Below are 1965 nucleotides of genomic sequence, written 5' to 3'. Positions count from 1 at the left end.
GGCCCGACTCCGCGGAGTCGGCGGAGCGCGTCCGCCGGTTCGGCGGCATCCCCGTGGCGTACGGCGAGGGTCTCCAGGAACGCGTGATCGAGGCGGCCGCGGGCGAGCCGATCGCCGCGGCGTGGGATGCCGTGGGCACCGATGAGGCGATCGACGTCTCGCTCTCGCTCGTCGCGGAGCGCGACCGCATCGTCACGATCGTCGCGCCCCAGCGGGCCGAGTCCGACGGCATCCTGTGGGTCGCCGGCGCCCGTCCCGAGAGCGCACGGTTCCGCGACATCGCCCGGCCCCGCATCCTGGAGCTCGCGGCATCCGGGGATCTCGAAGTCCCGGTCGCCCGGACGTTCCCGCTGGCCGACGCGAAGGAGGCCGTGCAGTTCGTGATGCAGGGCCACCCCGGCGGCAAGGTCGCGTTGCTGCCGTGACCGGGTCGCCGTTCGTGCTGCCGCCGGCGCCGGCGCGTCTCGACGTCGTGCGTGACCGCGTGCGGCTCCGGCCGATCGTCGACGCCGACGTGGACGCGATGGTGACGTACCGCGGCGATCCCGACGTGTGCCGGTTCCTGCCGTTCGATCCGCAGAGCGCCGACGACATCCGGCAGCGCATCGGCTATCTGTTCGGCGGGACAAGCCTCGAGGGCGAGCGCGGGGGAGTGGTGCTCGCGATCGAGCGGCTCGACGACGGCGCCCTGATCGGCGACCTCGTGCTGTTCCACCTCGACTCGGCCTCCGGCACGGCCGAAATCGGCTGGGTCGTGAGTCCCGCCGCCGCCGGGCGAGGGCTCGCCACCGAAGCCGTGCGCGCGCTCCTCGACACGGCGTTCGAGGTCTACGGCCTGCGCCGTCTCGTCGCCCGCATCGACGCGGAGAACGCACGCTCGATCGCCCTCGCGGAGCGCGTCGGCATGCGACGCGAGGCCCACCTCGTCGAGAACGAGTGGTTCAAGGGACGCTGGAGCGACGAGGTGGATTACGCCGTACTCGCGCGCGAATGGACGCCGAGCGCGTGAGAGCCGCCGCGCGCGAGTGCTACGATCACAGAATGCGCTTCGGTGGCCTGCTTCTTCTTAGCTGCCGCGACGAGTCCTCGTTCTAAGGGCCTTCCTCGTCGCGGAGCTCGTCGTCGGCCCCTTCAGACAGACAAGAGAAGCGACCCCCTCATGAAGAACACGCAGAAACCCACGTCCGCTCCGGTCCACAAGTACCGTCCGTTCCACGAGCAGATCCGCGTCGATCTGCCCGACCGCACGTGGCCGAGCAAGCGCATCGAGACCGCACCCCGCTGGTGCGCCGTCGACCTGCGCGACGGAAACCAGGCCCTCATCGACCCGATGAGCCCCGAGCGCAAGCGGGTCATGTTCGACCTGCTCGTGAAGATGGGCTACAAGGAGATCGAGGTCGGGTTCCCGAGTGCCAGCCAGACCGACTTCGACTTCGTCCGGCAGCTGATCGAGGAAGACCTCATCCCCGACGACGTCACGATCCAGGTGCTGACGCAGGCGCGCGAGCACCTCATCGAGCGCACGTACGAGGCGATCGCCGGCGCGAAGCAGGCCATCGTCCACCTGTACAACTCCACGTCCGTGCTGCAGCGCGAAGTCGTCTTCCGCACCGACCAGCAGGGCATCGTCGACATCGCGCTCGAGGGCGCTCGCCTGTGCAAGAAGTACGAGGCGACGATCCCCGAGACGGACGTCTACTACGAGTACTCGCCCGAGAGCTACACGGGCACCGAGCTCGAGTTCGCGCTGCGCATCTGCAACGAGGTGCTGGAGATCTTCCAGCCGATGCCCGAGCGCAAGGTCATCCTGAACCTGCCCGCCACGGTCGAGATGGCGACGCCCAACGTCTACGCCGACTCGATCGAGTGGATGTCGCGGAACCTGAACCACCGCGAGAACGTCATCCTGTCGCTGCANCCGCACAACGACCGCGGCACCGCGGTCGCAGCCGCGGAACTCGGCTA

2 protein-coding genes and 1 pseudogene are annotated in these 1965 nt (G+C 69.1%); all 3 read left to right on the top strand.

Going from position 1 to position 1965, the window contains the following annotated elements:
- On the top strand, positions 1 to 425 hold a 425-nt coding region (locus tag I5G_RS16820; RefSeq protein ID WP_022880102.1), incomplete at its 5' end, for a zinc-binding dehydrogenase.
- A complete protein-coding gene (locus tag I5G_RS16815) occupies positions 422 to 1009 on the top strand; it encodes a GNAT family N-acetyltransferase (protein WP_022880101.1) in 588 nt (195 codons plus the stop codon). The genes I5G_RS16820 and I5G_RS16815, both read left to right, overlap by 4 nt.
- Before the next feature lie 150 nt (positions 1010 to 1159).
- A pseudogene (locus tag I5G_RS16805) lies at positions 1160 to 1965 on the top strand (2-isopropylmalate synthase); the annotation flags it as partial.

The sequence above is a fragment of the Microbacterium sp. B19 genome, from assembly GCF_000333395.1.
GTDB lineage: Bacteria > Actinomycetota > Actinomycetes > Actinomycetales > Microbacteriaceae > Microbacterium.
Note: the sequence above shows the minus strand (reverse complement) of the source record. Positions and strands in the feature narration are given on the sequence as shown.